This is a genomic window from Streptomyces chumphonensis, from assembly GCF_014779715.1.
In the GTDB taxonomy this organism is placed as follows: Bacteria; Actinomycetota; Actinomycetes; order Streptomycetales; family Streptomycetaceae; genus Streptomyces; species Streptomyces chumphonensis.
The window spans coordinates 393,295-416,783 of record NZ_JACXYU010000003.1 but is presented as its reverse complement, the minus strand read 5'-3'; the positions used below and the strand labels follow the sequence as shown (position 1 = coordinate 416,783).

Below are 23,489 nucleotides of genomic sequence, written 5' to 3'. Positions count from 1 at the left end.
CAGAAGGAGCAGCACATGGGTTACGCCCATGACTACGCCGCCGCGATCATGCAGCGTGGGCGGGTGCCCATGGACCCGGCGGACTTCGTCCCCGACTGGGCCGACGGGCCGCGCAAGACCAAGCTCTACCCGTTCGCCGAGACCGTGCCGCTGCCAGCTTCGCACCTCCCGCCCGAGGCCACCGTCGAGCGCGGGCTCGACCCGGCCGCCGCGCCGTCCGGCCGCTTCGACCTGGCGGCCCTGTCGGGCCTGCTGCTCGACTCCTACGGGCTGACGGGCCGTCGGCTCGGGGTGCAGGCCAACACGGACCTGAACGCCCTGCCGTTCTACCCGCTCGCCAACTGGTCGCGTGGCACCGCCTCCGGAGGCGGGCTCTACCCCGTCAGCATCTACTGGGTCTCCGGCGCGGGCGGCCCGGGGACGCCCGGCGTGCACTACTACGCGACGCGTCACCACGCCATGCAGCGGCTGCTCACCGGTGACGTGAGCGGACGGGTCCGGGCGGCCCTCGGGCCCGGGCACCCCGCGCGGGACACCGACCAGTTCCTCGTCCTGGGCGTGAAGTACTGGCAGAACGCCTTCAAGTACAACAGCTTCTCCTTCCACGCCGTGAGCATGGACGTCGGAGCCTGCCTGCAGACCTGGCGGATGTGGGGGGCGGCGCGCGGCCTGCCGGTGGAGCCGGAGCTCTGGTTCGACGAGGAGGACCTGGCCGACCTGCTGGGTGTGGACCCGGCCGAGGAGGGGCTGTTCGCCGTCGTCCCGCTGCCCTGGGACGGCCCGGCGCCGGGCGGGGCGACGGGCGGGGGCGGGGGCGGCGACCGCGTCCGCCACCGCGACCTGGAACGTTCGCGCACCGTGCTCACCTTCGACGCGCTGCGCGCCATGCAGGACGCCACCTGCGCCCGCGCCGCGGACCGGCCCGCGCCCGGAGCGCTGGTCCCGGCCGCCGCCCCGGCCGTGGATCCGGCCCGGCCCCGGCTGCCGCTGCCCGCGCCCGCACCGCTCGACACCGACGTGCGCACCGCGCTGCGGACGCGGCGCAGCAGCTTCGGCCGTTTCGACGCCGCGCGCCCGGTGGCCGCCGACCAGTTGGCCGCCTGTCTGCGGGCGGCCGCCCGGGGCTGCGACGTCGGCGGCCGGACCACCGCCGGGCAGCCGCCTCTGGTGACGCTCTACGCCTTCGTCAACCACGTCGAGGGCGTCGAACCGGGCGGCTACGTCTACACCCCCGGCGACGCCGGGACGAAGGACGACCCCGGGGGCGGCGGCGCGCTGCGGCTCGTGCGGCCCGGAGCGCCCGGCGCCTTCCTGCAGGAGAACTACTTCCTCGCCAACTACAACCTGGAACAGGCCGGCGCCGTGCTGGTGCCCACGGTGCGCACGCACGCGGTCCTGGACGCCGTCGGGGACCGGGGCTACCGCCTGGTCAACGCCACGATCGGCGCCCTCGCCCAGAGCACCTACACCGCCTGTTCGGCCCTCGGCCTGGGCTGCGGTGTGGCGCTGGGCTTCGACAACATCTCCTACATCGAGGAGCTGGAGCTGGCCGCCACCGGTGAAGCCCCCCTGTTGATCATGATGGTCGGCCACGAGCGTCCCGAGCCCGCCGACTTCCGCTTCGAGATCGTGTGAGGAGCGCCGCCATGAGCGCCACAGCCGTACCACGGGTGAGTGCCGCGACGACCGGGCCGACCACGGGGCACCGGGCCGCCGGAACGGGCGGGCCGGGTGACTGGCGGCTCGGCCCGGCGTTCCTGCTCCGGGTGGCCGGCCTGCCGGTGGAGACCGTCCGCCGACTGCGCTGCCCGGCCGGACGCCGCTGGGCCGACGCGGTGCTGGCGGAGTCCGACCGGCTGCGAGCGGACGGGGAGGCCGTCGGTGACCTGCTGCACGACCTGATCGGCCGCAACGAGGACGAGACCTCGCGGCGCCGGCTCCTCGCCGTGCGCCGTGCGGTCTTCAACAACCGCCTCCCCCGCGAGCCGGAGGCCGCCCTGGCCCATGTCCGGTCGCTGGACGGCGACGTCGGCCGGGCGCTGGACGACTGGCTCACCGGCCGGACGCGGCTCGCCGCGCTGCTCGACGAGGGCGGGCCGGTGCTGGCGGAGGAACTGGCCGCGTCCCGCGACGCGCTGCGCGGCATCGCCGGGGACGAGCGGCTCCGCGCCGGGGTGCTGCTCGCCTCCCCCTCGCTGGACGCACAACTCGACGGCTACCTGCGCGCCGGGGGCGGGCCCCCCGACAAGCGGCAGCGCAAGATCGAGCGCTCGCTGCTGGCGTACCTGTACCGCACCGCCTGCAAGACGAGCCCGTTCAGCACCTTCACCGCCCTGGCGCTCGGTGACTTCACCGGCGCCGGGACGGGGGCCGGGCGGGAGGTGCGGGTCGGTGGAGCGTGGCGCAGTCACCCCCGGCTCAACGTCGTGGCCCTGGGTCGGCTCACCGACGCCGTGCTCGCCGACCCCGCCCGCTGCGCCGACCTGCCCGTCTCCCCGGCCTCCGGCTGGGGGCGGGAGGACGACCGGGTGCGCTACGTACGGCGCTGGACCACCGCCGGGGACGAGGACAGCGCGGTGACCTTCGACGCGGTCAAGGACCGGCTGTTCTTCCTGCGCCGCAGCGGCACCCTGGACCGGCTGCTCGCCCTCTTCGAGCGACGTCCGGTGCTGCGCCACGGCGAGCTCGCGCGCTGGCTGGCCGCCGAGAGCGGCGAGAGCGAGGAGGAGTGCGCCCGCTACCTGGAGGCGCTGCTGCGCCTGGGCATGGTGCAGGTGCCCTCCCTGCACACCACGGTGTACGACACCGACCCGCTGCTGGCCTTCCGGCAGGCCCTGCGCGCGCTGGACCGGCCCTGGGCCGGGGAGCTGGCGGAGGTGCTGGCGGCGCCCGCCGGGGCGGCCCTGGCCTATCCGCACGCGCCGCTCGCCGAGCGCCGCCGCCTGCTGGGTGAGCTGCGCCGGCAGCTGGGCGAGGTCCAGAGCGCGCTCGGCGCGCGGGACGCGAAGGTGCCCCAGACGGTGCTCTACGAGGACGTCGTGGCCGACGCCCCGGTGGCCATGGACCGGGGGGCCTTCACGGAGCTGGCCGCCGAGCCGCTGCGGGCGGTCGAAGGCGTGCTGCCCGCCTTCGACCTCACGCTGCCCCAACGCGTGACCTTCAAGGGCTTCTTCGTCGCCCGGCACGGCCGCGGCGGGCGCTGCGAGGACCTGCTCAAGCTCGTGCACGACTTCCACGAGGACTTCTTCGACCAGTACCTCACCTTCACCTCCCGCCGCCGGGCCTACGACGAACAGGGCCGCTACACGCCCGAGGAGAACTGGCTGGGCCTGCCGCAGCTGCGGGCGCTGGACTCCGCCCGGCAGACCTTCACCGCCCACATGCGGGAGCTGTGGGAGCACCGGGGAGCGGAGCCGGAACTGGGGGTCCCGGCCGACGTGCTGGAGGAGGTGGCCGCCGAACTCGCGCCGCTGAGCGCCGACTTCGTACCGCTGAGTCACCACGTGCAGGTGGCCGACCGGGCCGAGGACCCGCTGGTCGTGCTCAACCGCTCCTACGGCGGGCTGTCCTTCCCCTTCAGCCGGTTCACGCACTGCTTCGACGGGCTCTCCGACCGGCTGCGCGCGCACAACGCCGGGCTGGAGCCCGAGGGAGCGGTCTTCGCGGAGGTCACCGGCGGGCCGGTGACCAGCAATCTCAACCTGCACGGCCGGCTCACCGACCACGAGATCGTCTGCCCCGGGGAGCGCGGCACGCTGCCCCCCGAACGGCGCCTGCACCTGGAGGACCTGTACCTGGTGCACGACGAGGAGGCCGACCGCCTGGTGCTGCGCTCGACGCGGCTGGAACGCGAGGTCGTCCCGGTCTACCTCGGCTACCTGGTGCCGCTCGCGCTGCCGGAGGTCCCCCGCACCCTGCTGCTGCTCTCACCGACGTCCATGGCGCCGGTGGACGTCTGGGCGGGGGTCCCGGAGGGCGAGCCGGTGGACGGCGTGACCCACCGGCCCCGCGTCCGGCACGGTGCCCTCGTCCTCAGCCGCCGCCGCTGGAGCGCTCCGGCCGCCGCGCTGCCGCTGCGCGCACCGGGGACGTCGGACGCCGAGTGGTTCCTCGGCTGGCACCGGTTCCGGCGCCGGCACGGCCTGCCGGACCGGGTGTTCGCCACCGTCAGCGGGGGCGGGGCGCGCGGCGCCACCGGCGCCAAGCCGAGCTACGTCGACTTCGACAGCGTGCTGTCGCTCACCGCGTTCGAGGCCCTGCTGGGCTCCGCCGAGGCCCGCGTCGCCCTGCGCGAGGCGCTGCCGGACGAGGACGCCCTGCACACCGTCACCCCGGAGGGCCGGCACGTGGCGGAACTCGCCGTCGAGACCGTGCGGGGCGGCGGGACCCCGGCTCCGCGCGGTGAGGGAACCGAGAGAAAGGACGTGCCGTGACGGACCACGCGCCCACCGCGGCGGCGCCGGCCGGGCCCGGAGCCTGGCAGGCCACCCACATCTTCTACGCCGCCAACCCCCGGCCCCTGCTGCTCCAGTGCGTGCGCCCGCTGGTGGACTCCCTGGCGGACGACGGCCTGCTGGCGGGCTGGTTCTTCATCAACTACTGGCTGGAGGGGCCGCACGTACGGCTGCGGGTGCGGCCCTCCGCACCGGAGCACGAGGCGCGGGTGCGCCGCCGCACCGAGGAGGCGATCGACGCGTTCCTCGCCGAGCGGCCCGCGCTGTACGAGGTGGACACCGGCTTTCTGAACGAGTTCTACAACACCCTCTTCGACGTCGAGTTCTCCGGTCAGGACCGCGCGCCCTACCTGGACGGCGAGGGCCGGATGAACCTGCGGCCCAACAACTCGCGGCACGCCATGGAGTACGCGCCGGAGTACGGCAAGTACGGCGGCCCGGTCGGCATCGACCTGGCCGAGTGGCACTTCCGGCACTCCAGCGACCTCGTCGTCGAGGCGTTCGACACCAAGAACCTGCACCTGCGCACCGTGCTCCTGGGCACCTCCGCGCAGCTCATGATGGTGATGGCCGGCTGCTTCCTGCCCGACCGGGAGGAACTGGCCGAGTTCCTGCACAGCTACTACGAGTTCTGGCACACGCTCTATCCGGGCACCAACTTCATCGGCAGTGACGAGTACGACACCAACTACGCGGCCATGGCCCCCGACCTGGCGCGACGGTTCGCCCTCATCCGGGAGGCGACCTCGGCGGAGGACCCGGCCGCCCGGCTGCCCGCCTTCCTCGCCCGGTGGGCCGTCCACTGCCGCGAGCTGCGCGCCCGCGCCGTGGCCGCCGCCGAGGCGGGAGAGCTGGTCTTCCGTTCCTGGGACGGCGAACGCGACGAGCGGATCACCGACCCCGGCCAGGCCCTGCGCGTCCTGCTCTCGCCCTACATGCACATGACGAACAACCGGCTGCACGTGACCATGCGGGACGAGGCCTACCTCGCCCACGTCCTCGCCCGCTCCCTGCACGAACCGCTCGCCGCCCCGGCCGCCCGGAGCGCGCCGTGAGTGCCGAGGGACCACCGGGCCGGGCGGCGCCCCCGCGACCCGAGGACGGCTACCGTCCCGCGCTGCGGCCCGGGGTGCTGGTCAGCGGTGAGGTCCTGCACGGGCCGCGCCGGGTGCACCTGGTGAAGGACACCGCCTCGGGCCAGTCCTTCCAGGTCGGGGTGAAGGAGCACTTCCTCATCACCCGCATGGACGGCACCCGCACGCCGGACGAGATCGGCGCGGCGTACGCGCGGGCGTACGGCAGGCGGCTGGGCGAGGGCCACTGGCGTCAGATCCTCGGACTCCTGGGCGGGCGCGGCCTGCTGGCGGGCGGTCCCGCCCCGGCCGAGCCCCCCGGTACGGCGGGGGGCGGGAGCGCGGAGGCGTCCGGGGGCGGTACGGCCGACGGGCGCGGGAGGGGGCGCGGGGGCAACGGCGTGCTCGCCGGCAGCGTCCGGCTCGTCGCGGACGCCCACGCGACGGCGGGACGGCTGCACGAAGCGCTCGGCTTCCTGCTGGCACGGCGGTGGGCGGTTCCGCTGCTGTTCCTGGTCGGTGCGATGACCCTCGTGCTGGCCTGGCACGTCGGTGAACTCGCGACCGGAGCGGTGGAGTTGTTCCGCAACCCGGTGCTGCTCACAGCCGGCGCGACCCTGCTGTGGCTGAGCACGGCGCTGCACGAGTTGGCCCACGGCCTCGTCGCCCGGCACTACGGAGGACGCGTCGGCGAGATCGGCCTCCGCTGGCGGTTCCCCGTGGTGATCATGTACTGCACGGTCGAGGACTACCTCTACCTGCCCGGGCGCACGGCCCGGATCGCCACCGCCCTCGCCGGGGCCGTCACCAACCTCCTCCTCCTGCTCCCGTTCTTCGGGCTGTGGGCCCTGGCCCGCCCGCCGGGCGCGACCGGTCAGGCGCTCGGCGGCTTCCTCTTCCTCGGCGCGCTCCAGGCGCTCGCCATGCTCGTTCCGCTGCCGCCGCTGGACGGCTACAAGGTCGTCGCCCAGCTCCTCGGCACCGCCGAACTGGCCGCCTCCAGCCGCCGCTACGTCGGGCTCGCCCTGCGCCGGGACCCCGAGGCCGCCCGCTATCCCGCTCGGGCCCGCCGCGCCTACCGCGCCTACGCGGCCGGGGCCGTCGGCGTCGTGCTGCTCCTGCTGACCGGTGCCGTCCTCCTCGTCCGCCACATCCTCACCACCGCGTAACGCTTCGCCCCCGTAAGGAGTCCACCGTGACCACGAACCACCGGCCGAGCCAGGCCACCGACGCCCCGGCGGAGGGCGCGCCCGAACCGGCCGTCGTCCTGGAGGACGTCCACAAGCGGTACGGGGACGTGCGCGCCGTGGACGGGGTGAGCCTGCGGGTCGGCCGCGGGGAGTTCTTCGGACTGCTCGGGCCCAACGGCGCGGGCAAGACCACGGTGGTGGAGATCATGGAGGGACTGCGGCGCGCCGACGCGGGGACGGTCACCGTACTCGGCCACCGCCCCTGGCCCCGGGACGTGCAACTACTCCCCCGCCTGGGCGTACAGACCCAGGCGTCGGCCTTCTTCGTGCGGCTGACCGCCCGCGAGCACCTGCGCACCGTCGCCGCCCTGTACGGCGCCGACCGGGCCCGGGCGGAGAGCACCCTCGCCGCCGTCGGCCTCACCGAGCACGGCGACGTCCGGGTGGACGACCTCTCCGGTGGACAGCGGCAGCGCCTGGCCATCGCCGCCGCCCTCGTCCACGATCCCGAGCTCATCTTCCTGGACGAGCCGACCGCCTCCCTCGACCCGCAGGCGCGGCGGGACCTGTGGGAGGTGCTGCGCGGCCTCAAGGGCGCCGGCCGCACGATCGTCTACACCACCCACCACCTCGACGAGGCCGAGGAACTCTGCGACCGGGTGGCGATCATGGTCCGCGGCCGCATCACCGCCCTGGACACCCCGCACCGGCTGATCACCGCCGGTGCCACCACGACACGGCTCCTGGTGCCCGCCGAACGGCTGCCGCTGCCCACCGCCCGCTCGCTGCCCGGTGTCCTGAACGTGACGACGGACGGCGACGTGGTGGTGCTGGAGACGGAGGACTCCGGGCCGGTGCTCGCCGCGGTCGCCGAGGTCGCCGGGCTGGAGGGCGTGCGGACCCGCACCCCGAGCCTGGAGGACGTCTACCTGCAGCTCACCGGCACCGCCGGCTGACCGCCGTCCCGCCACTCCCCCGCAACGTCTTCGGAGCACCTGCATGAGCGCATACGCGGCCCTGAGCGCGGCCGGCTACCGGGCCTACACCCGGGACAAGACCACCCTCTTCTTCACCTTTGCCTTCCCGCTGCTGTTCCTGGTGGTGTTCGGGCTGATCTTCTCCGGTCAGGAGGTCGACGAGACCGGGCGCCCCTACATCTCCTACATCGCCCCGGGAGTGCTCTCCTGGGGCGTCGCCAACGCCGCCGTGTTCGGTGTGGCGTTCGTCCTCATGCAGTGGCGGCGCGACGACCTGCTGCGGCTCATCCGGATGACGCCCACCCGGCTCTCCGCCGTCATCGGCTCCCGCTACGGCCTGGCGCTGGTCATCGGACTCGTCCAGGCCGCGGTCTTCGTCCTCACCGCGCTTCTGCCGCCGTTCGGGCTGGAGCTCTCGGGCGACTGGCCGCTCGCCCTGCCGGTGCTGCTCCTCGGCATCACCGCGTTCCTGGCCATCGGCGTCGTCATCGGCTCCTTCACCCGGACGCCGGAGGCCGTCGCCGCCGTGGCCAACTGCGTGATGGTGCCCATGGCCTTCCTCTCCGGCTCCTTCTACCCGCTGGACGCCATGCCCTCCTGGCTGCAGACCCTCTCCTGGGCGCTGCCGCTGCGCTACTTCAACGACGGCGTCTCCGCCGCCGTGACCGGCGACGGCGGCGCCACCGACGTCCTGGCGGCATGCGGAGGACTGGCCGCCTTCGCCCTCGTCTTCGGCCTTCTCGGGCTGCGGACCTTCCGCTGGAGCGACCGCACATGACCGCGACCACCCCCGCCGCGACCCCGGCGACTCCGGACACCGCGGGCGCCCCCCTGGAGGCCGCCCGGGCCGCGCTGGAGCGTCGGCTCCTCGCCCGCCACCGGGACCTGCCCCCCGGTGAGACGCTCCCGGAGCCCCGGGTCGTGCCGCTCGGAGCCGCCGACACGCTCGGCGCCGGCCACCCGGACCCGCACGCCGGGGCCCGGCCCGCCGCCACCGTGCACCTGACCGCCCGAGCCGTCCTGCTGGGGCCCTGGGGTACGGACACCACCGCGCCGCCCCAGGCCCCGCCCGCCTGCGGCCGGTGCCTGGCCATGCGCTGGCAGCGGCTGCGCAGCCGCTCCGAACGCGAGGCACTGGAGCTCGGCGAGCCGCCCGCCGGCGCCCGGGCCTGGCCGGTGCTCACGCCCTGGATGGTGGACGCCGTGTGGGCCGCCTACCGCGTGGCGGCCGGCGGCCCGGCCCCGGCGCGTCCGGCCGACCCCGCGGCACGGCCGGACGCGCCGGACACCCGGCTGCGCCAGGTCGTCCGGGTGGACCTGGCCACCCTGGCCACGGCCCGCTTCCCGCTGCTGCCCGAACCCCTGTGCCCGCACTGCGTCCGGCCCCGCCCCGACACTCCGGAGGACGCCCGCATGCGGTTGCGGACCGCCGTCAAGACGGACCCCTCCGGGTCTCGCGGGCGACCGGCCGACGCCTACCCGCTGCCGACGCTGGCCCTCGCCAACCCCGTGTGCGGAGCGCTCGGCTCCGGCACCTGGCTCAACCCGGCCTCCACGACGACGGCACCGGTGGCCGGCTCGCACTTCGTGCGCGGCTACGCGGGGCTGAACGACGTGACCTGGAGCGGCCAGGCCGACGCCTACGCCGCCAGCCGCACGCTGGCCTACCTGGAGGGGCTCGAACGGTACGCGGGCACCCACCGGCGCCGGGGGACGTCCCCGGTCGAGCGCTCGTTCCACGACCTGCGGGAGGCCGGGCTGCGGGTGCTGGACCCCCGGGAGTGCGGCACCTACGCCCCCGAGACGTACGCGACCGATCCCCTGGTCAGCCCCTTCGACCCCGACCGCCCGATCCCCTGGGTGTGGGGCCACTCGCTGCGCGACGACGAACCGGTGCTCGTGCCCGCCCGGCTGGTGCACTACAGCGCGGGCGTGGCGGCCGACAACTTCGTCTTCGAGTGTTCCAACGGCTGTGCCACCGGCGGCGGTCTGGAGGAGGCCGTCCTCTTCGGCCTCCTCGAACTGATCGAACGCGACGCGTTCCTCCTGGCGTGGTACGCGCGGCCCGCGCTCACCGGGATCGACCTGGACTCCTGCCGGGGCACCGGCATCCGCTCACTGCGGGACCGGGCCGCGCTGCACGGCTACGACGTCCGCGCCTACGACACCCGGATGGGGAACGGCGTGCCGGTGGTGACGGCCCTCGCGGTGCGCAGCGACGGCGGCCCCGGCACCCTCTCCTTCGCCGCCGCCGCCGGATTCGACCCCGAGCGCACCGTCGGCGCCGCGCTGTGCGAGGTGCTCACCTACATCCCGCACCTGCCCGGCCAGGTGGCCGAGCGGCGGCACGAACTGGAGGCCATGGCGCAGGACTTCACCCAGGTCCGGCAACTGAAGGACCACGCCCAGCTGTACGGTCTGCCGCGGATGGCCGAGCACGCCACGTCCTTCCTGGAACCGGAGGGCATCCTGCCGCTGGCCGAGTCCTTCCCCGGCTGGGAGGGTGCCCGGCGGCCGGGCGGAGCCGACCTGCTGGAGGAGCTCACGCTCGTGCGGGACGACCTGGTGGCCGCCGGACACGACGTCATCGCGGTGGACCAGACCACGCCCGAGCAGTCGCGCATGGGCCTGCGCACCGTCAGCACCCACGTGCCCGGCCTGCTGCCGCTGGACTTCGGCTGGAGCAGGCAGCGTGCCCCGCGCATGCCCCGGATGCTCTCCGGTCTGCGGCGGGCGGGCCGTGCCGAGCGGGACCTGACCCCGCGGGAGCTGGCGTCCGCCCCGCATCCCTTCCCCTGAACCGCCGCCCGGACCACGCAGGACGGCCCTTCCTCCTCCGCGAGCGGAGGGGGAAGGGCCGTCACGCCGCCCGGAGGCGGGGGACCTCAGGCCGAGCAGGAGGTCGTGCTCGTCGTGGAGGAGCAGGTGGAGGTCGAGGAGCAGGAGGTGGAACCGGCCAGGACGACCTCGGCGGCGTCGGAGTAGTCGGAGATCTCGAAGGTCTCGGACTCCAGCTCCAGGATCTCGTCGGCCAGGGTGGTGAGCTGCGTCTTGTCCATGGTGGTCTCCCAACTGCCGCGCGGGTCACCGGCTGTCCCGGATGGACGTCCCCGCACCGCCCTCCCATTGGACGGTGCGGCGCTCGCACATCGGCCCCGCTGCCGCTGACACTCCGCTGACACCCGCTGTCAGCGGGACGTGCGGCCCCGGCGCGGCGGGGGCCGCACCCTCGTACCCCCTGCGTGGAAGGAACCGCACGATGACCTCAGCGCCGAGCCCGCCGTCGGCCGCCACCGTGCCCCAGGACGTCCTGCGCGACACCGTGGCCTTCTACCTCGACCTGCACGCCCACCCCGAGCTGTCCGGAGACGAACGGCGCACGGCCGAGGCGTTCGCCCGTCGGCTGGCCCGGGAGGGCTGCACCGTCACCCGGGGGGTCGGGGGGCACGGCGTGGTCGGCGTCCTGGCCAACGGACCCGGACCCACGGTGCTGCTGCGGGCCGAACTCGACGCGCTGCCGGTGCCGGAGGAGACCGGCCTGCCCTACGCCAGCACCGTGCCGGGGGTCATGCACGCCTGCGGCCACGACCTGCACCTCGCGGCGCTCGCCGGGGCCGTCACCGTCCTGGCCCGTGACCGGTCGGGCTGGAGCGGCACGCTCCTGGTCGTCGGGCAACCGTCCGAGGAGACGCTGAGCGGTGCCCGCGCGATGCTCGCCGACGGGCTGTACGAGCGGTTCGGCACCCCGCACGTCGCGCTGGCCCAGCACACCGCTCCGCTCCCGGCGGGGACCGTCGCCCACGTCGCGGCGGGCGCCCCCGTCCTCGCCGGCGGGGTGACACTCGACGTCGTCGTGCACGGCCGGGGCGGACACGCCGGAGCCCCGCACCTGACGGTCGACCCGGTGCTCACCGCGGCCGCCGTCGTGATGCGGCTCCAGGGCGTCGTGGCCCGGGAGACCGCCCCCGCCGAGCAGGTCGTCCTCACCGTCGGCGCACTGCACGCCGGGGAGCGGGCCAACGTCGTCCCCGACGCGGCGCGGCTCGCGATCGGGGTGCGCGGCTTCACCGAGGCCGCGCTGGACCGCGTGACGGAGGCCGTCCGGCGCATCGTGCGCGCCGAGAGCACGGCCTCCGGATGCCCCGCCGAGCCCACCCTGTCCGTCGACTCGCGCTCTCCGGCGCTCGTCCCCGACCCGGGTACCACCGACGCGCTGCGGGGCGTGCACACCGACGTCCTCGGGGCCGCCCGGGTGCTGACGTGGCATCCGGCGACGGCCACCGAGGACTTCGCCTGGTACGGGCCCGCCGGAGCCGCGCTGCACGGCGTCCGGCACGTGCGCACGGGCTACTGGATGCTGGGCGCGACCGGTGTCCGGGAGTGGCGTGCGGCCGGCGACCGCCCGGGCGGGCCGCCGGGCAACCACTCACCGCACTTCGCCCCGGACGTCCGCACGGCACTGCCCGCCGGGGTGCGGGCGTTGGTGAGTGCCGCCCGGCACGAGTTGGCCGGCGGCCGGCCGCGAGCGGAGGACGGCGATGAGGGACGTGCCTGAGGCGTGCCCGGAGCGCGGATCGGCCGCGGAGCCGGGCGGCCACGTCGACATCGTGGTCGTCCGCCGCTCGGTCGCCGCCCCGGTGGGTCAGACGACGGTGGTCCGGTTGCTCGGTCTGCTGCCGCCGCGCTGGCGGTGCGTCCCGCAGGTGGAGACCGACCACGTCCGGCTCCGTGTCGCCCTGCCGGGCACCGGTGGCAGGGCGGCCGTGCGGCGGGCCGTCGCCGACGTCCTGGCCGACCGCGCGTTGCGCGGGTGGGCGGAGGAACAGGGCGGGTGGGTGGAGGAACACCGCGGGTGGGCGGAGGAACACCGCGGGTCGGTCAGATCCAGCCCCGTTCCCGGGCGATCAGCGCGGCCTGAACCCGGCTGGCGGCGCCCAGGGTCCGCATGAGGTCGGCGACGTGCCGCCGGTAGGTGCGCACCGACACCCCCAGCTCCCGGGCCCCCGCCTCGTCCTTGCCCACCGAGACCATCGACAGCAGCACCCGCCGCTCGGTCTCGGTGAGCTCCGGCGGCGTCCGGACGCCCTCCCCGCTGGCCCGGAGGTCGTCGGCCTGCTCCCAGATCTTCTCGAACAGGGCGATGATGTTGCACACGAGCCCGCCCTCACGCGTCACCAGCGCGCCCCGCGAGGTGTCCGCCGGGTCGATGGGCACGAGCGCCGTGCGCCGGTCGTAGACGAGGATGCGCTCGGTGACGTCGTCGGCCACCCGGACCCGGGCGCCGTGCGCCACCAGCTCCCGCAGGTAGGCGGCGGTGGGCCCGTGCTCCAGGGCGTCGCTGCGCACGACGTTGCGGATGGAGACCCCGCGTCGCAGGCAGCGCAGGTCCAGGGGCCGGGACTGGGTGATGTTCTCCGGGGTCAGCCGGGTGTAGGGCTCGACGGAGAGGATCTCCTCCCGCGCGAAGAAGGCCAGTTCGTCGATCTGGTTGCGGATCTGCCCGAGGTCCACGAGCTGCTCCACGCCCTGCGGCGACGTCTCCTCGTCATCGACGACCTCCGCGCGCAGCAGGTCGACGACGTACCGGGAGGTCGTCACCCGCATGATCTCCTCGTGCAGCTCCTGCAGCCGACGGTCCATCAGCCGGGCCATCGCGATGTCGGGGCTGGTGGGGGTGAGGCCCCGGTCGGAGACGTCATGGCGCAGCAGTCCCAGGTGCCGGAGCCGCTCCAGCCCGCGCTCGACGGCCTCCCGGGGGGACCCGACCCGCTGGTCGACCTCGTCCGCACGGATGCCGGGGTTGCGGAGGAGGAACCGGTACAACGCCTCTTCTTCGGAGGTGACTCCGAACACGGCGAGCGCGTTGGCGGTCAAGCTGGCGACTCCTCGACGCGTAGAGCGGTTCGGCCTTGTGGGCCGGGGGTGTTGCGAACGGCGCGTCGTCCGCCCGGACGGCGCACCCGGGGTGCCCGTGCGTGCGGTCGCACGGCGGCGGGAGACGCAGCGCACTGCGCCGCCAGGGGCACCCCACGGGACGTCTAGGCGCCCGTGGCAGCAGGGTACGCGCTGAACGGGGCCGCGTGGAGGGCGGGAAGGGAAACGTGCGGCCACGGCCCGTCGCGGGCGTCGTGCTCGCCGCGAGCCCGCGAACGCTCGCGCACCCGACGGCGTCGCGCGGGCCGGTCGTCGGGGCCGACGACCGGCCCGGGCCGGTCGCTCAGCGGCCCTGGAGGCGGCGGACGTTGTCGCCGAAGGTCCAGTTCCGGGAGCCGTCCCAGTTCAGGGACCAGGTCATCAGGCCCTTGAGGGCGCCGCGGTAGTGGTTCCAGGCCTGGGCGACCAGGCTCGGTGCCATGTGGCCGCCGCCGGCGCCGGGCTGCGCGGGCAGGCCGGGCACCTGCTTGGCGTAGGGGACGGTGATCGTGGTGCCCTGGATCGTCAGCCCGTCGTTGAGGCAGTCGGTCTGGGCCGTGAAGCCCCGGACGGTCCCGGCCGCGTAGGAGTCACCGGAGCAGCCGTACATGCTGCCGTTGTAGTACTGCATGTTCAGCCACCACAGTCGGCCGTTGTCCGCGTACTTCTTGATGATGGGCAGGTACGCGCCCCAGATCGAGCCGTACACGACGCTGCCTCCGGTGACGTAGGCCGTCTCGGGGGCCATCGTCAGGCCGAAGCCGGCCGGCATGCGCGCGAGCACGCCGTCGATGATGTGGATGAGGTTGGCCTGCGAGGCCGAGAGCCGGTTGATGTCGCCGGTGCCGACCAGGCCCGTCTCGATGTCGATGTCGATGCCGTCGAAGTTGTGGGTCCTCAGAATGGGCACGATGGTCTCGATGAACCGGTCGGCCACCGCGCGCGAGCTGAGGTCGATGCCGGCCGTCGCGCCGCCGATGGACATGAGGAGGGTGAGGCCGTCGGCCTTGGCCTCGCACATCTCGGCCGGGGTGGGCACCTTGACCGTGCGGTCCATGCCGTCCTCCCACAGCACGGTTCCGTCGGAGAGGATGACGGGGAAGGCCGCGTTGACGACGTTGTAGCCGTGCTGTCGGATGCGGGGGTCGGTGATCGGCGTCCAGCCGAAGGGCGGGTGCACACCGTTCGCGGCACCGTCCCAGTTCTCCCAGTAGCCCTGGAGCACCTTCCCGGCGGGCTTGGACCGCAGCGCGCAGGTCTCCGCGGCCCGGGGCTCGGCACCGGGGGCGCCCGGTGACGCGGCGGTGAGCAGCGGGACCACGCAGGCGGCCGCCAGCGTGGCGCCGAGCAGTCGGGTGCGACGACGCAGATCCGTGAGCATTCCTTGCCTCCGTGAACGAGTGGGGGGTTGAGCCGGGTGCCGGGGTGCGGGGAGTCGTGGCGCCCGGGGCCGGACGGTGGTGCGCGGGCGGGGTGCGGGCCCGCGTCCGGCGGGTCCGCACCCCTGTCCGGCGCGGACCCGCAGGCCCGCGCCGGACAGGGCTGGGCTACGGCAGCCCGTTGTGCAGGGCGTTCATCAGGCTGCTGTCCGGTGTGTCACCGGACATCTCCCAGATCATGGCGCCCAGCAGGCCCTTGGACCTGATGTACTCGGACTTCCGTCCGATGGACCAGGGGTCGTCGAAGGACCACCACTGCCCGTTCGGTCCGGTGTACCCGTAGGTGGACACCGACTCGGTGTCGTGGTGGACCGTCATGTTCGGCACCCTGGTGAGGAGGTCGTGGTAGCCGCGGGTTCCGGCCTCCTCCTGGAACTGGCCGGGCGCGGCGCCGGCGGCCGTCTGGTACTCGCCGTTCACCCCGCCCGCCGTCACCTGCTGCCAGCCCCGGCCGTAGAAGGGGAAGCCGATGGTCAGTTTGCGTGGGCTGACGCCCGCGTCGAGGTAGTGCCGCACGGAGCCGTCGATGCTGAAGTCGGGGTCGTAGGGGGAATCGGGGTCGGGGTAGAGATTGCCCTGGTGGCCGGTGCGGTTCGGCTCCCAGGAGTTGTCACTGCCCGCGCCGTGGAAGTCGTAGCCCTGCACGTTGGCGAAGTCCAGGTGCTTGAAGATCTCGGTCAGGTCCCAGCCCGCGTCGATCTTCACGGGGTCGGCCGGGGTGAAGGCGGTCAGCAGCCTGTGCTCACCGCCGAGGGCGTCGAGCTGCTTGCGGAACTCGGCGATCAGCGCGGTGTTGTTGTCCTTGTCCTGCGGGCTCCAGTGGTTTCCGGGGTGTCCGTCGGGCGAGCCGGGCCACTCCCAGTCGAGGTCGATGCCGTCGAAGATCCCGGCGGCCACGCCCTCGCCTCCGGCACCGTTGTACTCGGGCAGGTCGCCCTTGATGTACATGTCGATGCAGGACTTCACGAACTTCTTCCGGGACGCCTCGGTGGCGGCGGCGTCGGAGAAGTACTTGGAGTAGGTCCAACCGCCCAGCGAGATGACGATCTTCAGGTGCGGGTGCTTGGCCTTGAGCTTCTTGAGCTGGTTGAAGTTGCCGCGCAGCTTGCCCCAGCCGTCGTCGGCCACGCCGTCCACGGACTGGTGGGCCGGGAAGGCGCGGCCGTAGTCGGCCTCGGCGTCGCCCGCGCCGTCCCCCTGGTCGGGGTCCTGCGGGTCGGGCGTGGTGCCCTTGGTGACGCCGTTCAGGCAGGTGAGGTTTTGCGGGTCGATGTTCGCGAAGGCGTAGTTGATCACGTCCAGTTTGGCCGCCGCCCTGGAGGTGTCGAGGTTCTTCACGAAGTACTGGCGGCCGTAGATGCCCCACTGCACGAAGTAGCCGACCTTCGCGTAGCCGCCCTCGCCGACGGCCTCGTCCGTGGTGACGCTCACCGTGTTGCTGGCCGGCGAGGCGTTGTCGGCGGCGTCGCGCGCCGTGACGGTGAACGTGTACGCGGTGGCGGGCGAGAGCCCGGTGAGGGTGGTGGTCAGGGTGTCACCCGGCAGGCTCTCGGTCAGGGCACCGTCCCGGTGGACGTCGTAGGCCGCGACGCGCTGGTCGTCGGTGGCCGCGTCCCAGCGCAGTTCCACGGTGCTGGAGGTGACGTCGCCCGCCCGGAGCCGGCTCGGTGCCGTCGGCGGTACCGGGTCGGTGGCCGGGTCGACGGTCGTCGCGGTCACGGGGGCGCTGGGCGGCCCCGTGTTGCCCCGGTTGTCCTTGGCGCGCACGGTGAACGTGTACGCGGTGGCGGGTTGCAGGTCCCGCACGGTCGCCTCGGTCGTGGCACTGGCGGCCACGACGTCCTCACCGCGCAGCACCTCGTAGGAGGCGACGGGGAAGTCGCCGCGCGGTGCCGCCGTCCACGCCAGGCTGACCGTGCGGGCGGTGGCGTCCGTCGCCCGCACGTCCGCGGGCGCCTCGGGGGGCACGGCCGGGGTGCCGTCGCACTTCTCCCCGTTCAGCAGGCATCCGGTGGGCTCGGTGATCGGGCCGTTCGCCTGAAACCGGTAGCTGTAGGGCTCGGTGTCGCGGCCGGCGGGAAGATGGGCGATGTAGTAGGCGGGTGTGACGGTCACGTGGCGACCGTCGATCTCGGCGGTTCCGTGCGTGTGACCGGTCAGGGTCACCCCGTCGGGCAGGTCGAACTCCAGTGACCAGTCCCGCACGGCCGCCTGCGAGCCGTTGGTCACGATGAACGTGCCCGTCCAGGACGAGCCGCCGCCGCTGCTGACGAAGGCCGCGGTGAGCCCTTGCTCGGCGTGCGCCGTGCCCGTCAGTCCGGGCAGGCCGGTGAGCCCGGCCAGGGCCAGCAGCAGGACGGCGAGCACGGCGGCGCGGCGGCGGCGCGCCGGCGCGGGGGGTCTGGGGGGTCCGGGAACGTGGGGGGTGTGGCGTCGGGACACGGCACTCCTCGGCAGGGGAAGTGGGACGTCCGCCCGTGGGGGGTGCGCTCCGGAGGCCGGTCTCGGTCCGCGGGACCGCCGCGGCGGTGGGGTGAACGTGTCCTGGGCTCCGGGGCGTTCGGACGCGTGCTGCGCTGTGCGGTACAGACCTTCAGGCAAGCGGATATCACGTACATGTCAACCAAGAGGCTCACCTCTTGGACTAGACCAATACGCGGTCGCGGCCCCGCGCGCCGCGCTCGGAGCATCCGTCGAGGACTGGACCACTCACCGGAGATTTTGCCTTCCCTTGACCGGGATGCCACGGGTCTCGGCAGCGGCCGTCCACCGCTTGCCGACCCGGCCCGCCCCGTCCGGCCTTCGTCCTGACATCACCCTTTCGGGGGCGGATTCGGCGGTTCCCGGTGTCCGCCGAGACGAACCCGTGTGCTGTGGAGCCGCACGGGCCCGGGAGCGCATCGCGCGCCGCCCGGAGGGGAGTTCGACCGGACACCGCACCCGGCCGGACGGATCTGACGCCCCGTCCCGTCGGCCGTCCGCCGTCCACACCCGCAAGGTGACCGAGCACGACCATCCGAGGAGGACCCCCATGTCGTCACCCTACGGCCCCGAACACGCCCCCGCCGGCGACGTGGGAGCGGCCCTGCTGATGATCGACTCGCGACTGCGCAGCGTGCACGCGGGCAGGACCGAGGCCGACCCCGAAATGAAGGCACTGGTCGACCAGTTCACGGCCTCCCTGGGCCCCGGGGGCGCCGACGACCTGCTCGACGGCGCGTGCACGCTCATTTACATGTTCATGACGTGGCTGCGCAAGGCGCACGAGGACCACGGCAAGGACGTCATCGAGTACGTGGTCCCCAACCTGGTGGCCACGCTGCGGATGATGCCCAGAAGCGTCCGCCCGGAGGCCGTGCCCACCATGGCCGGTCTCGTCATCGCGGCGGGCACGGGCCTGAGTCCCAACCTCTGGCGGAAGCAGTACGGGGACTGGACCGAGGCGGAGCTGACGCCGCTGGAGGCGACCGCCTTCCTGCTCGCCGAGCACATCAACCGCATCACCGAGGACACCGACTTCGCCACCCGCATGATCAGCGAAGCGCTGACGAGCACGGGCGACGCCTGAGCGGTCACACGTCCTCGCCGGACCCCGGGCCCCCACCTCCGTCCGGCTCCCCACGCACACGCCACTGGTCCATCGGCGGCATCCGCCGGCGTGCCGCGTGCCCTCGCCGTCCGGTCCGCCGTTGACCACGGCGAACGTGACGGCGCGGGTTCGGCGGGTGTGAGGTGGGCGATGGCGGCGGGCTACGGACTGCTGGTGGCGGGCGCGGGATCCCACGGCGGGGCGACGGCCCTGGCGGGCGTGCCGCCGGCCGCGCTGCTGGGCGCGTCCTCAGGACGCGTCGTCCTCCTCGACGCACCGCCGTGTCCCTCGACGGTGGCGGCGGCGCTGCGGACGGCGGCCGCCTGCCCCGGGCTCCTGCTGGTGGGTGTGGCGGGCATGCTGCGCCTGGACGGGCCCGGGGGTAAGCCCTACGTCGCGCTCGGCGGCGCGGCGGGACCGGCCGCGGACCGGGGGCTGCCGTGGGCGTGGCTGGCCTCCGCGTCCGCGTCGCGCCCCTGCGGCTCCACCACCGTCGTCGTGGACCTGGCCGCCGTCGAGGACGGTGTCGAGGCGGCACCGGAGCGGGAGGGCGGACGGCTCGACGTGCCCGGCGCGGCGGTGCTGGGGGTGGTGTGCGGGCCGCGCCGGACGGCCTCGGTGGGTGGGTACAGCGCGGCGCTGGCCGCGATCCTGCGCCGTGACGGCGGCCCCGTGACCGTCGAGGCGCACGAGGCGGCCCTGACCCGGGCCGCACTGGCGGACCGCCCCGGGGTGCGGGTTCTGCGGTCAGCGGCCGTCGCCGCGGAGACCGGGCGCGGCGGCTGGGCAGCGCCTCCCCGGGAGCACGCCGCGCGGCCGACGCCCGCGAGGACCTCGTCCCCGACCGTCCCGGACGCGCAGGCGCGTCGTGCCCTGTACTCCGAGCTGGCGGCGGGCCGGTACAGCGCGGCGGTGGCCATGGCGTCCGCGCAGGAGCGGGCGGCCCTGCGGACGGGCGGTGCGCGCAGCGCGGAGGCCCTGCACTGGCTGGAGGTCAGGGCGGACCTGGCGCGGCTGGCCGGGCGGTGGGCGGATGCCGCCCGGGGGTGGCTGACCTCGGCGGAGCGGCGGTTGCAGGCCGGAGCCGCGCCGGCGGACCCCGCCGTGCGGGACGCGGTGGACCGGGCCCACCACTGCTGGCACCGGTGCGGTGAGGACGGCGGAAGCAGCGGGGACGCCAGGGACACCAAGGACACCAGGGGCGCCAGAGATACGGCCTTTGTCGAACTGGGCCAGGCGCTCGCCGAGATCCGGCGCCGGGTGCCGGGACCGCGCGGAGCGGCGCCCGACATCCGCCGCCGCCTGGCCGACGCCGTCACCGGGTGAACTCCGCGGGGCGGTCGCGTCGCGCACTCCTGAGGACCGACTGTCAGTGGTGGGTGAGACGGTCGGACCATCGATCGCGAAGTCGGGGAGGCCGTCGTGTCCGGGAAGCAGAACTACATCAACCACGTCGCTCTGGTGCTGGACGCCAGTTCTTCCATGTCCCGCCTCAGTCGCAAAGTCGTCGAGGTGGCCGATCAGCAGATCGCCTACCTCGCCCGCAGGTCCGAGGAGTTGGACCAGGAGACGCGGGTCACGGTCTACGTCTTCGCCGACGACGTGCACTGCGTCATCTACGACAAGGACGTCCTGCGGATGCCGTCGTTGGAGCGGCTCTACCGGGCCGGCGGCATGACGGCCCTGTTGGCGGCCGCGCTGAAGTCGCAGCGGGAGCTGGCGCAGACGGCGCAACTGTACGGCGACCACAGCTTCCTGACGTTCGTGCTGACCGACGGGCAGGAGAACGCGAGTCACCGCTGCGCCGACGCGCCCGCCCGGAACCCGCGGGAGATGGTCGAGGCCGTGTCCCGGATGATCGCGACACAGGAGGACAACTGGACGCTGGCCGTCCTCGTGCCGGACCAGCGGGGCAGGCGCGAGGCCATGCAGTGCGGTTTCCCCGACGACAACATCGCCATCTGGGACGCGACGAGCACGCGGGGCCTGGAGGAGGCCGGGCAGGTCATCCGGCAGGCCACGGACAAGTTCATGGAGGGGCGCGCGCAGGGGATCCGGGGTTCGCGCGCGGTGTTCTCCGTGGGGGCGGAAGCGGTGAACCGGGACACCATCGAGGCGGCCGGCCTCACGCCGGTGAATCCCTCGGAGTACGCCCTGATACCCGTGGCCCGTCCCGCGGCGATCCGCGAGTGGGTGGTCGAGAGCGGGCACACCTACCGGACCGGCGGCGCGTTCTACCAGCTCAGCAAGTCGGAGAAGATCCAGGCACGCAAGCGGATCGCCGTGCTGGAGAAGGGGACGGACCGGGTCTACACCGGCCCCGAGGCGCGTGCCCTGCTCGGCCTGCCGGACGTGGAGGTCCGGGTCACGCCGGACCACAACGAGGACTTCACGATCTTCGTGCAGAGCACGAGCGTGAACCGGAAGCTCGTTCCGAACACCCGTCTGCTGCTGATGGGCTGACGCCTGGGGGCGCGAGCCCCGGCCGGCCGTCGCCGCCCCGGGAACCACCCGGCCACCCGCGTCGTCCTGGACAGGACGAGGTCGAGCGGACGGGATTCCAGGTGGGACGGGTGTACGGCGGTGTCGCGTCGAGCGTGCGGGCGTCGGTCGCAGGTGCGCGCCGCCCCAGGGATCGCCGGGATGCGGTCCCCTCGGTGTGGACGAGGGGCCGGGCGACCGCCGCGTGCGCCCTGTCCACGGCGGCGCTCCTGGTCTTCCACGGGCTGGTGCCCAACTCCCCCGGCCGACTCGGGAGCCTGGTGGAGTCGCTCCTGCCGTGGCTCGGCGCGATGGTCGCGGTGCTCTTCGGTGTGGCCTTGCTGCGGCGTTCGGCCGTCGCCCTGCTGGCGCTGCTGCTACCGGCGGCGGCCTGGACCTGGTCGTTCGGCGGGCTCCTCCTCCCGGAGGGAGAGCGGCGGGCGGGCGACCTGCTCGTGGTGCAGCACAACGTCAGTGACGAGAACCCCGACCCCGTGGGCACGGCCCGTGCCCTGGCCGCGGCGGAGCCCGACCTCATCGCACTCCAGGAACTGCTGCCGCGGGCGCTGCCCGCCTACGAGAAGGAGCTGGCCTCCGCCTTCCCGTACCACGCGGTGCGGGGCACGGTGGGGCTGTGGTCGAGGCACCCGTTGGCCGGGGTCCGGACGGTGGACATCAAGCCGACCGGGATCACCGGGCCGTGGAGTCGCGGGCTGCGCGCGGTGGCCGAAGTGCCCGGTGGGGAGGTCGCGGTGTACGTGGCGCACCTGCCGTCGGTCCAGCTCGGCGCGAGCGGCTTCCGCTCCTCGCGGCGCGACGCCGGCGCGGAGTTGCTGGGCAGGGCGGTGGGGGCCGAGCCGGTCGGGCGGGTGGTCCTGCTGGGGGACCTCAACGGGACGGTCGACGACCGCGCGTTGACGCCGCTGACCTCGCGGCTGAACGTGGCCGAGCGCGGCTTCGCGTACAGCTTCCCGGCGGTGTTCCCGGTGGCCCGGATCGACCAGGTCATGGCCCGCTCGGCGACGGTCGCCCACCTGCGCACCCTGCCCGCGACCGGGAGCGACCACCTGCCGGTGGCCGCGAGGATCACCCGCGACTGACGTGCCGTCGGTCATCCGCCCTCGGTGACGTACCGGCCCGCACAGGCGCGGGCGTAGGCCACGGCCGGGGAGCAGGTCAGTTCCCTGGCGACCCGGGCGAGCCACGCGGCCTCCGCGTCGAGGGAGTCGCGGACGACGTCCGTGCGCTGGGCGGGTGGAGCGCCGATGACCTCCTCGGTGCGCGCGTCGGCGGCCCGCCCGCGCAGTCGGGCCGCGGCGCATTCGAGGGCGACCGCGATGGCGGCGGCCTCGACGGCGGCCGCCCGGCGTGCGGTGGGCACGGGGTGGCGGTCGAGCGCCTCGGCGGTCCAGCGGGCCGTCCGGGGATGGAGGTAGGGGCGCAGCGCCAGGTAGCCGTCCCGGATCTCGATGACCCGTCGGTAGCGGGCGAACATCACACCCCGCCTGGGCCCCGCGAGGACGGCGTCCTCCGGGAGCACGGCCCGCAGCGCCGCCCACAGCGGACGCAGCATCAGGTGGTCCTGGTACGCGCGCAGCCACCGGACCGGGCGTGCGGTCAACGGCCGCCAGCTGGCGGCCGTGGCGCCGAGACCGCCGAGCAGCAGGCAGGCGCTGCTGAGCCAGACGGCCACCGGGTCCTGTCCGGCGCTCTGCTGCCCACGGGCGAGCATGCCCGCGACGGAGGTGAAGCCCCACCCGGCCCACAGCAGCCCGACCAGGCCACCGGCGACGATCAGGCGCAGCCCGGTACGCAGCGCTCCCCGTCCCAGCCCGCGGGCGTGGCGGTGGACGACGAGCACGAAGACGCACAGGCACCACAGGCTGTACAGCGTGAAGACGGTGTCGAAGACGGCCACCGCGATCCGTCCGGAGCCCTGGGCGCTCACGTGCTCCCCCGTGGACCGCGCCCGGCCGAGGAGGAAGGTGACCGTGCACAGGGCCAGTGCGGCCGCCGTCAGGCACAGGTGCCGGCGGTGGGTGCGGTGCCGGGTCCAGGAGGGGCTCGGGCCGGGGAGCTCCAGCGCGAGGACGGCGCGGACCAGGAAGAAGAGCGCCAGCATCTCCAGTTCGCGGCCCACGAGGTAGCCGAGCACGCCGGGCCACGGAGAGTGGACCGGGAGCTGGGCGAGCGCCACCCGCGTGGGGGGTGCGAGCAGGGCCGTGGCCGCGCCCATGGCGAGGGCGAAGAGGCACAGGGCCCGTGCGGCGGCGGGCGAGGTGGACGTCCGGTACTGCCGGAACTCGTACGCGCCCACCGCGAGGGCGAGGACGGTGGGCAGGTAGGACAGGGCACTGGTCACCCGGTCGGCCG

Annotated in this window: 17 protein-coding genes; 12 read left to right on the top strand and 5 right to left on the bottom strand. The window is 74.3% G+C overall.

The window, feature by feature from the left end; translation table 11 throughout:
- The first annotated feature begins 15 nt into the window (after window positions 1–15).
- From IF129_RS09585 to IF129_RS09555, 7 genes are all read left to right on the top strand, one after another.
- Complete coding sequence (locus IF129_RS09585) at window positions 16–1,635, top strand: nitroreductase family protein (RefSeq protein WP_191209091.1); 1,620 nt, start codon at window positions 16–18, stop codon at window positions 1,633–1,635.
- An 11-nt stretch (window positions 1,636–1,646) separates the two neighbouring features.
- Window positions 1,647–4,433 (top strand): lantibiotic dehydratase, encoded by a 2,787-nt coding sequence (locus IF129_RS09580; RefSeq protein ID WP_191209090.1) that lies wholly within the window; start codon window positions 1,647–1,649, stop codon window positions 4,431–4,433.
- Entirely contained in the window at window positions 4,430–5,509 is a 1,080-nt protein-coding gene (locus IF129_RS09575) for a lantibiotic dehydratase C-terminal domain-containing protein (protein WP_191209089.1), read from the top strand. Before IF129_RS09580 ends, IF129_RS09575 begins: the two co-directional genes overlap by 4 nt.
- Window positions 5,506–6,696 (top strand): peptidase M50, encoded by a 1,191-nt coding sequence (locus tag IF129_RS09570; protein WP_191209088.1) that lies wholly within the window; start codon window positions 5,506–5,508, stop codon window positions 6,694–6,696. Before IF129_RS09575 ends, IF129_RS09570 begins: the two co-directional genes overlap by 4 nt.
- A gap of 98 nt (window positions 6,697–6,794) precedes the next feature.
- A complete protein-coding gene (locus tag IF129_RS09565) occupies window positions 6,795–7,673 on the top strand; it encodes an ABC transporter ATP-binding protein (RefSeq protein WP_224754718.1) in 879 nt (292 codons plus the stop codon).
- Window positions 7,674–7,716: 43 nt separating this feature from the next.
- Window positions 7,717–8,472 (top strand): ABC transporter permease, encoded by a 756-nt coding sequence (locus tag IF129_RS09560; protein ID WP_191209086.1) that lies wholly within the window; start codon window positions 7,717–7,719, stop codon window positions 8,470–8,472.
- Window positions 8,469–10,493, top strand: a complete 2,025-nt coding sequence (locus IF129_RS09555; RefSeq protein ID WP_191209085.1) for a TOMM precursor leader peptide-binding protein — start codon at window positions 8,469–8,471, stop codon at window positions 10,491–10,493. Before IF129_RS09560 ends, IF129_RS09555 begins: the two co-directional genes overlap by 4 nt.
- 86 nt (window positions 10,494–10,579) lie before the next feature.
- Here IF129_RS09555 and IF129_RS09550 read toward each other — a convergent pair whose 3' ends face one another.
- Entirely contained in the window at window positions 10,580–10,753 is a 174-nt protein-coding gene (locus IF129_RS09550) for a thiazolylpeptide-type bacteriocin (protein ID WP_191209084.1), read from the bottom strand.
- Between the two features lie 200 nt (window positions 10,754–10,953).
- Here IF129_RS09550 and IF129_RS09545 point away from each other — a divergent pair, with 200 nt between their 5' ends.
- Entirely contained in the window at window positions 10,954–12,249 is a 1,296-nt protein-coding gene (locus tag IF129_RS09545; RefSeq protein ID WP_191209083.1) for an amidohydrolase, read from the top strand.
- 323 nt (window positions 12,250–12,572) lie between these two features.
- Here the strand turns inward: IF129_RS09545 and IF129_RS09540 are convergent, their stop codons facing one another.
- The 3 genes from IF129_RS09540 to IF129_RS09530 all read right to left on the bottom strand — a co-directional run bounded on the left by IF129_RS09540 (window position 12,573) and on the right by IF129_RS09530 (window position 17,488).
- On the bottom strand, window positions 12,573–13,568 hold the full coding sequence (locus tag IF129_RS09540; protein ID WP_191209082.1) for a helix-turn-helix domain-containing protein: 996 nt from the start codon (window positions 13,566–13,568) through the stop codon (window positions 12,573–12,575).
- Window positions 13,569–13,911: 343 nt separating this feature from the next.
- Window positions 13,912–14,976 carry a chitinase gene (locus IF129_RS09535; RefSeq protein ID WP_191209162.1) on the bottom strand — a complete coding sequence of 355 codons (1,065 nt, stop codon included), beginning with the start codon at window positions 14,974–14,976 and terminating at the stop codon, window positions 13,912–13,914.
- A 178-nt stretch (window positions 14,977–15,154) separates the two neighbouring features.
- A complete protein-coding gene (locus IF129_RS09530) occupies window positions 15,155–17,488 on the bottom strand; it encodes a glycosyl hydrolase family 18 protein (protein ID WP_191209081.1) in 2,334 nt (777 codons plus the stop codon).
- 589 nt (window positions 17,489–18,077) lie between these two features.
- Here IF129_RS09530 and IF129_RS09525 point away from each other — a divergent pair.
- The 4 genes from IF129_RS09525 to IF129_RS09510 all read left to right on the top strand — a co-directional run bounded on the left by IF129_RS09525 (window position 18,078) and on the right by IF129_RS09510 (window position 22,216).
- On the top strand, window positions 18,078–18,614 hold the full coding sequence (locus IF129_RS09525) for a hypothetical protein (RefSeq protein ID WP_191209080.1): 537 nt from the start codon (window positions 18,078–18,080) through the stop codon (window positions 18,612–18,614).
- Window positions 18,615–18,785: 171 nt separating this feature from the next.
- Entirely contained in the window at window positions 18,786–19,961 is a 1,176-nt protein-coding gene (locus IF129_RS09520) for a hypothetical protein (RefSeq protein ID WP_191209079.1), read from the top strand.
- A 96-nt stretch (window positions 19,962–20,057) separates the two neighbouring features.
- Window positions 20,058–21,098, top strand: coding sequence for a vWA domain-containing protein (locus IF129_RS09515; protein ID WP_191209078.1), 1,041 nt, complete (start codon window positions 20,058–20,060; stop codon window positions 21,096–21,098).
- Window positions 21,099–21,292: 194 nt separating this feature from the next.
- On the top strand, window positions 21,293–22,216 hold the full coding sequence (locus IF129_RS09510; RefSeq protein WP_191209077.1) for an endonuclease/exonuclease/phosphatase family protein: 924 nt from the start codon (window positions 21,293–21,295) through the stop codon (window positions 22,214–22,216).
- 11 nt (window positions 22,217–22,227) lie between these two features.
- On the opposite strand, the gene IF129_RS09505 is transcribed toward IF129_RS09510, so the two are convergent.
- Window positions 22,228–23,478 (bottom strand): MAB_1171c family putative transporter, encoded by a 1,251-nt coding sequence (locus IF129_RS09505; protein WP_191209076.1) that lies wholly within the window; start codon window positions 23,476–23,478, stop codon window positions 22,228–22,230.
- Between the last annotated feature and the right edge of the window lie 11 nt (window positions 23,479–23,489).